General features: G+C 45.1%; 7 protein-coding genes. 2 read left to right on the top strand and 5 right to left on the bottom strand.

Going from position 1 to position 8025, the window contains the following annotated elements:
- Positions 1-380: 380 nt before the first annotated feature.
- Positions 381-1352 (bottom strand): M23 family metallopeptidase, encoded by a 972-nt coding sequence (locus AC805_RS12295; RefSeq protein ID WP_055075711.1) that lies wholly within the window; start codon positions 1350-1352, stop codon positions 381-383.
- A 424-nt stretch (positions 1353-1776) separates the two neighbouring features.
- On the opposite strand from AC805_RS12295, the gene AC805_RS12290 reads away from it, so the two are divergent.
- Complete coding sequence (locus AC805_RS12290; RefSeq protein ID WP_055075710.1) at positions 1777-2625, top strand: inositol monophosphatase family protein; 849 nt, start codon at positions 1777-1779, stop codon at positions 2623-2625.
- An 89-nt stretch (positions 2626-2714) separates the two neighbouring features.
- Here the strand turns inward: AC805_RS12290 and AC805_RS12285 are convergent, their stop codons facing one another.
- Positions 2715-3728 carry a M14 family metallopeptidase gene (locus tag AC805_RS12285; protein ID WP_055075712.1) on the bottom strand — a complete coding sequence of 338 codons (1014 nt, stop codon included), beginning with the start codon at positions 3726-3728 and terminating at the stop codon, positions 2715-2717.
- Between the two features lie 449 nt (positions 3729-4177).
- Positions 4178-4423, bottom strand: coding sequence for a photosystem I iron-sulfur center protein PsaC (gene psaC / locus AC805_RS12280; RefSeq protein ID WP_009628656.1), 246 nt, complete (start codon positions 4421-4423; stop codon positions 4178-4180).
- A gap of 436 nt (positions 4424-4859) precedes the next feature.
- On the opposite strand from psaC, the gene AC805_RS12275 reads away from it, so the two are divergent.
- Complete coding sequence (locus AC805_RS12275; RefSeq protein WP_055075709.1) at positions 4860-6023, top strand: 1-deoxy-D-xylulose-5-phosphate reductoisomerase; 1164 nt, start codon at positions 4860-4862, stop codon at positions 6021-6023.
- Between the two features lie 33 nt (positions 6024-6056).
- Here the strand turns inward: AC805_RS12275 and AC805_RS12270 are convergent, their stop codons facing one another.
- On the bottom strand, positions 6057-6923 hold the full coding sequence (locus AC805_RS12270; protein WP_055075708.1) for a fatty acid desaturase: 867 nt from the start codon (positions 6921-6923) through the stop codon (positions 6057-6059).
- Between the two features lie 283 nt (positions 6924-7206).
- Positions 7207-7740 (bottom strand): heavy metal-responsive transcriptional regulator, encoded by a 534-nt coding sequence (locus tag AC805_RS12265; RefSeq protein WP_072143604.1) that lies wholly within the window; start codon positions 7738-7740, stop codon positions 7207-7209.
- Positions 7741-8025 lie beyond the last annotated feature (285 nt).

Here is an 8025-nt window from a genome sequence, read left to right as displayed (position 1 = left end):
ATATAGCTACATTCACTTGAATTAGGACAAATCAAAACCCAAGAATTAATTGGCGGCGCGAAGCGCCGCCAATTAATTCTTGGGTTTTATGTCCTAGTACACTTGGCGACAGTTATACAGCAACGTAAGGTTTGCTGAGGACATAAAACCCCAAAGATGAGTGGCGGCGCGAAGCGCCGCCACTCATCTTTGGGGTTTTGATTCGACAAAAGAGGTCACCTCTTTTGTGACATGGATAAAAAATTACTAAACTGGCTTGTTCGGCTTATATAGCTGCCACTAAGTGTATTAGGACAAATAAGCCCCAAGAATTGAGTGGCGGCGCTTTGCGCCGCCACTCAATTCTTGGGGCTTATTTGTCCTCATTCAAGTGACTGTAGCTATAGTAAGGGTAAGTTGGTTATAGCTGAGGCGATGCGATTGAGATATGGTGCTGGGTCAAGAGCTACCCAACCATCGCCTGAGGGAACCATAATCTCAAAGTGCAAGTGGGGACCTGTCGATCGCCCTGTGGAGCCGACAATACCAAGTTGTTGACCTTGAGCGACATTTTGACCTTGGCTAACGTAAATAGCGGCGAGGTGGGCATAACGTGTACCTGTGGAGCCATGATCGAGTTCGACTAGATTGCCATAACCATCCCCCCAACCTGCATAGTCTACCCGTCCTGCTTTGGCGGCGAGTACAGGAGTGCCATAGGGTGCGCCGAGGTCAATGCCGCTGTGAAATGACCAAAGGGCAGTGACGGGATTCATGCGCCAGCCATAGGGAGATGTGACAGGTACGCCGTAGGGCAGGGGATAACCACCTGTTTGAAAGATGACATCGGGGTTGCCAGATCCTCTAGAAGCGATCGCCGCATTGAAGGGCACGGGATCGGGTTTCCATAATGCTCCAGGCACGAATACTACTTGGGGTTTGCGTTGGCAACCATTGCGCTCGAAGAGCACGTCGGCGCGAATATTATATTTTTTGGCAACAGTTGTATAGTTTTCATCGTTTTTAAAGCGATAGGTCAGACCATCTAGAGGGGGAATTGATAGGATTTGACCTACGCTGACTTCGCCATTGCGGACTTCAGGATTTAGCCCCATTAAAGTTGCGACTTTGAGTTCATATTTCTTGGCGATCGCCTCTAGAGTTTCACCCTGCTTGACTTTGTGCTGGGTGAGGTCATCTAGGGTTGGCTTACCGCAAAGCTCTTCCGCTTCTTTGGCATTGGTCTGATCGACTGGGGTGTTGGGGGAAGTGGAAGTGGCGATCGCTGAAGGGGGGACTAAAGTGGCGATCGTACTAGCGATCATACTGGCGAGCGTTGCTGAGAACAGGGAAAATTTCCAAGAGGGCTTCATGGAGTATTACTTGAGAATGTGAAGAGGTTAGGGTGGACAGTAGTAGGTTGGATTTATGATTTGAGCAAAAGGTAACAAAAGATGAAGAATTACAACATGAATCTTCATAAATGAAATGCCTTGTTATTCTCGCAGCGATCGTCACTTGATGAACACCACCAATCTGGTGAGATCCAGAGTGAGCTCTCTGGTGAAATCGGATGAGACTGGAAGTTTGTGAATCACGAGTTTCTCCTCAAAAAACTTGCCACCCGAATCTGATCGAGTGATTTCTGGTATTAAGTAGCTAGGCAGAATTAGAATCCAAAACCAGAGAGCATACCGCCCGCGTAGCGGGCGGTATGCTCTTCTAGGTTTTAAGTTTACTTATGCCGAGCTACTTATTTGCTAACCCAATTTCTATCCAAATTTTTACCCTAAAATCATGACAAATTCGCTAGCTTCAGTTAGTCAAGAGCAACTACAAATTTTCTTAGATATCGCTACCGAAGCGGCTTGTGCGGGAGGTGCAATTCTCAAATCCTACTGGGGAAATCTTCAAGAAAATATTGAGGAAAAACGTCCAGGAGATTTGGTAACGATCGCTGATAAAGAATCGGAAGCAATGGTTCTCTCAATTTTGCAGCGCCATTTTCCCGATCATGGAATTTTGGCTGAAGAATCGGGTGTATTGGGCAATACCGAGAGCCGTTATTTATGGGCGATCGATCCTTTGGATGGTACGACTAATTACGCTCACCAATATCCCTTCTCATCGGTATCGATCGCCTTACTTGTGGATGGAATTCCTTCCGTAGGTGCGATTTACGATCCCTTTCGCAATGAAATTTTTCGAGCGGCGACGGGTTTAGGAGCGACCCGTAATCGGTTGCCAATTCATGTTTCTAAAACCGTAGAACTCAGCCGTAGTTTACTCGTAACGGGCTTTGCTTACGATCGCACCCTTGTTGAAGATAATAATTATGCGGAATTCTGTCATTTTACCCATCTTACCCAAGGGGTGCGGCGTGGAGGTTCGGCGGCAATGGATTTAGCCTATGTGGCCTGCGGTCGCTTAGATGGTTATTGGGAGCGAGGCTTATCGCTATGGGATTTAGCGGCGGGGGTAGTTATCGTACGTGAGGCGGGTGGGATTGTTACCGCCTATGATGGCAGCGAGCACCTTCCCAAATCAGGGAGATTGCTGGCAACTAACGGTCATTTACATGAACAGATGATTGCAGAACTAGCCCTCATCAAGCCTTTACCATTTAAGTTTCCCTTTGGTCGCTAAGTAGTTAGGCATAATTAAACCCCAAAATATGAGTGGTGGCGCGAAGCGCCACCACTCATATTTTGGGGTTTAATTATGCGCCGTAACCCTTAGGGAAGTGGTAACCGTTCCATTAAGTAGCAGAGGCAATCTTGGCGAATAATATTGCGGTCAAGGGTGATCATTGATGGCATTACAGGCGTTTGCAGCAAGATCTCTCCATTTTGAATTTGAAAATAGCGATCGCTTTTTTCTTCTCCATTTCCGCTTACAGCCGAGAGATAGGCTATTGCAGTTTTCGCTTTGCCGAAGCTTTTCCCAATGGGTAATTCACAGAAATTCAAACAATCCATCTCATTGGGAAAAGTGATGTCATCGTCAGGCTCGCCTGTAAAACTAAAATTAATCTCATGGGGAATTTTGACGATCGCTACGGTGTGAAACAGATCGATATCGGCGATCGCATCATCGGGCAAGCGATCGAAACTATCAAGATGGAGGCAGGTTTCCACATAGGCTAGCGCATGGCTAGTTCCCTCTGGGAGATCGGGCTGTCCGCATTCCAAAACGATCGCGGGACAAAGTTCACTAAAAGCACAGGACTGCAATGTTTTGGGGCTGGTGTAATGCACCACAGTTTTATCGAACAGTCGCGCTAGATGTAAGGAATGCTTGTCTAGGCTAGGAATACATCCATAGTGGGGATTTCTGCCTGTATTGTTGTGAATATCGATACTTGCAAATACTCCCCGCGATCGCATTTCCCTAATTACTTTTTGCGCCATGATTTGCTCTGGCAATGCCTCCGACCCTTCCTCAATTTGCCAAATGCGATTGTAGTCGGGTTGGTTGTCTAAATGCCTCAGGCGATACCTTGCCCCCTCAATATTGCCGATAAATAAGGAAAGCGATCGCGGTAGTTTTTGGTGTTGATATTTACGAAGCAAATCGCGCATCGCTAACCAACTGGTTGTTTCATTGCCATGTAACAAAATCGAAACAAATAACGCGGGTTGGCGATCGCCTTCGATGTGGATCAGGGTGGGACGATTGAGTAATTGCCAAAGTTGGGTGGATTCAAGATCTAATAAGCCATCTGGTACGCGATCGAAAATATCAAGCATAGAAAAAATCAAAAAAACCATTACTCATAGTAGAGGCACGCATAGCGTGCCTCTACTGAATCAAAAGACACGCATAATACCAATTCCCAAAATGGCAACGCCATTTTGGGAATCTCAAAACCCTACTGGGTTTGGTTGTTAATTCATGAAAGTGTTGTCACACTTTCGTGAATTGGTATAACGTGAATTGGTATAAGTAGCTAGGCATAATTAATTACAAACCAAAACCCGTAAAGTTGTGCCCCGTTGGTTGGTAATTTATAGCGCAACTTTACGGGTTTTGGTAATTTATTTTGTACAAGTACTTAGCGTGCCATTTGGGATAAAAAACAATTTAGGCGTACCAATCGGCACGCCTAAATCTAAATGCAGGATAAAGAATAATTGCACTTAATGAAAAATAAACAAGAATCTAACTTACTAAAAAATAATCATAAAAATTATCGAAATTAGTAGGTAAGACCCATGCTGCGGCTGGTTTCAGCACCAAGATAGACACGGACGCTTAGGAAGTCAGTGGGGCAAGCAGTTTCGCAACGTTTGCAACCAATGCAGTCCTCGGTACGGGGAGAAGAAGCGATTTGAGCCGCTTTGCATCCATCCCAAGGAACCATTTCCAAAACATCACAAGGACAGGCTCGCACGCATTGTGTGCAGCCGATACAGGTGTCATAAATTTTGACTGCATGCGACATATTGCTATTGCTCCAATCAATTATATGTACCTATCTAAAAGAAAAATAGGCACGGGATGTTTAAAACCAAGTTTATCGTAGAGGTTTACATTCGTTGCTTAGATTGTGAGATAACTTAAAACAAATTAATATTTGCGGCTGCAATCCAGTTTTTGAGGAAAGCTCATACTTGAGATCGTACCTGTGGGGCATAAATTATGGCTATAGCCAAATAAGCTAAGACAGAAAACCCAGAAGAGTGTTGCGGCGCAAAGCGCCGCAACACTCTTCTGGGTTTTGTTTTTGTCTCAAAAAGCAAACAGAGCATGGCGGCGCGAAGCGCCGCCATGCATATCCTTGGTTATAGCTATATCAAATTTTGACTTCGATCGCGATCGCTCAAAAAACTATGCAAGACTTTAATGATTAGATAATAAATATTAATAAAAAATTTCCTATGAAACGCATTACCCTGCTTGGCTCCACTGGCTCGATTGGTACGCAAACGTTAGATATTGTTGCCGAGTATCCTGAAAAATTTCAGGTGGTGGGAATGACAGCAGGGGGAAATATTGATCTTTTCGCAAGGCAAATTCGCCAGTTTCAGCCCGAAATTGTGGCGATCGCTAACGAAACGAAACTTGCAGAATTAAAAGAGGCGATCGCTGATCTTTCCACAAAACCAATCTTGCTAGCAGGAGCCGAGGGCGTAGAAACCGTTGCCGCCTATGGTGACTCGGAGGCAGTGGTAACAGGAATTGTCGGCTGTGCAGGGCTATTGCCAACGATTGCCGCCATTAAAGCAGGTAAAAACATTGCATTAGCCAATAAAGAGACTTTGATCGCAGGCGGCGAAGTGGTCGTACCTTTGGTGCAAAAACATGGGGTGAAATTATTGCCTGCGGATTCCGAACATTCGGCAATTTTTCAATGCTTGCAGGGTGTGCCAGAAGGAGGATTGCGACGGATTATTCTCACGGCTTCAGGCGGAGCCTTTCGCGATCGCCCCACCGAGGAGCTAGCCTCCGTTACTGTCGCTGATGCCTTAAAGCATCCTAACTGGGCAATGGGTAAAAAAATTACGATCGACTCAGCCACCTTAATGAATAAAGGTTTGGAAGTGATCGAAGCTCATTATCTCTTTGGCGTGGATTACGATCGGATTGAGATTGTGATCCATCCCCAAAGCATTATTCACTCCCTCATTGAATTAGAAGATACCTCAGTGTTAGCGCAACTGGGGATTCCTGATATGCGTTTACCTCTGCTCTATTCCCTCTCCTATCCCGATCGCCTTCCTACCCAATGGGAACGCCTCGATCTGGTTAATTGTGGCACTTTGACCTTCCGTGCCCCCGATCATCAGAAGTACCCCTGTATGGAACTAGCCTACGCCGCAGGTCGGGCTGGGGGAACCATGCCTGCGGTGTTGAATGCTGCCAACGAGCAAGTAGTGGAACTATTTTTGCAAGAGCGAATTCGCTATGTGCAGATTGCAGATTTGATCAAATATGTATGCGATCGCCATAATTGCATATCTAAACCCGAACTGGAAGATATTCTCGAAGCCGATAAATGGGCAAGAAAAACCGTGATCGAACAGGTGCTGGCGATCGCATAAAAAAGGGTGAGATGCTTTGCATCTCACCCTTTTTTAATTTTGATTTTTCAGCGCGGGTGGCATAACTACTTTAGTTGCTAAGCCTAGGCTTTTCAGTATTTGAATCGCCCACCAAGTCACATCAACTTCCCACCAACGCCAGCCCGCCTTTGCCACATGGGGATAGGCATGGTGATTGTTGTGCCATCCTTCGCCATAGGTAACGATCGCAGCCCACCAGAGATTGCGCGAATTATCATTAGTCTCAAAGGTGCGATAGCCCCACATGTGGGTAACTGAGTTAATAAACCAAGTGCTGTGCCATAGTAAAACCGATCGCAGACCCATACCCCAGATAATGTAAGACCAACCACCGAGGAGATATAAGCCAAGCCCTAAAGGAATTTGCAGAAGTAAAAAGTATTTGTCTAACCAGATATAGAAGGGATCGCGCACGAGATCGGGGGCATATCTGCCATATTTATCTAATTTAAAAAAGTCGGGTTTTGGATAAAGTATCCACAGCATATGGCTCCACCAAAATCCTCGGCGAGCAGAGTAAGGATCGAGATCCATATCCTCGGTATGGGCGTGGTGAAGGCGATGACCCGCAATCCAAAATATTGGTCCCCCCTGTAGTGCCGCCGCACCGACTAAGGCGATCGCATATTCTAACCATTTGGGGACATGAAAACTGCGATGGCTTAATAAACGGTGATAGCCCAAGCAGATCCCAATACTTCCCAAAAACCAATGCAACAGAATCGTAACTCCTAAGGCAGACCATGAGAAATACCAAGGAGCCAATAGCGCTAAAATATGGAAGGTGGAAAAAAAAGCTATTGATATCCAGCTAAGTTTTAAGGGTTCGGAATTGGGATTAGAAGGTGTGGGTATAACGTCTGAAAATAATCTGGTCATATTTGTAAAGAATAATTTTAAATAGTTCTAAGATTCTTGCTAAGGTTAGTTTTAATTTGAATCGCACACCATTAAAGAGACATGGCGATCGCGGTAGAACTAATTCAGAAGCTATGACTTCTCAAGTATTCCTTTAACAAATTGGTAATGGACTAAGTACCTCAGCGTAATTAAAATCCAGACCTAAAGCCTGCGGCGCACGCGCAGCGTGCGCCGCAGGCTTTAGGTATTTATATTTAACTATGCCCATTTACTTAGTAATAAACTGGTAACTAACTTGCCCTTAACGAACGCTGACGGGTGTTCTCTCTGTATCTACAGCGGAAATGCGATCAGAAACTGAAGATTCTAGAGGTTTCTTCGTAAATCCTTGCCAAGTACTACAGGCTTGATGGAACTCGTAACGAGGATCTTCGGGTACTGAGCAGGGTTGTTTTGCATTAGAGCAGTCGCTACATTCAATATTGCTATGACAGTGATCGATCAGTGGCAGCAGTTCGCCAAGCAATATTTGCAGTTGCTGAATGGTTTCTTCGATGGATCTTGCTTTTTTGAGGAGACAATCATGCACTGTTTGACAAGTTGCCGATTTCCCATCCTTAGCGGTCAAAATTTCCCTGATGTCATCTAAACTCAGTCCCATCGATTTGATGTGGGTGATGAAGGCTAAGCGATCTATATCTTCTTGGCTAAATAGACGATAGCCAGATTCTGTCCGATGAGGTGAGGGAATTAGACCGATACGCTCATAGAAATATAGGGTCTGGGGATTTAGTCCTAGTTTACGAGAAACTTCTCCAACTTGCAGCATTTGCATCCTTGTTTTTCCATCCAACGGTTACAAGCTTAGACCTTATACTATGGTATAAGGTCAAGGGGTTTGGATAAGTTTCTGCATTGTAAAGATTTCTGTTGGCGATCGCCTAATCGCTCCATCAGATTAAATAAAGATTGTCATCCTCCAGTCGGGTTTTCCTTTTAATCGACTATAGCAACGTAAGAGATCGTGAGGACAAATCAAAACCCTAAAGATGAGTGGCGGCGCTTCGCGCCGCCACTCATCTTTAGGGTTTTATATCCTAAGTAAACCTTTTATAAATGA

Source organism: Pseudanabaena sp. 'Roaring Creek' (assembly GCF_001402795.1).
In the GTDB taxonomy this organism is placed as follows: domain Bacteria; phylum Cyanobacteriota; class Cyanobacteriia; order Pseudanabaenales; family Pseudanabaenaceae; genus Pseudanabaena.
The sequence above is the reverse complement of the archived record's forward strand: the minus strand, read 5'-3'. Positions and strand labels throughout refer to the sequence as shown.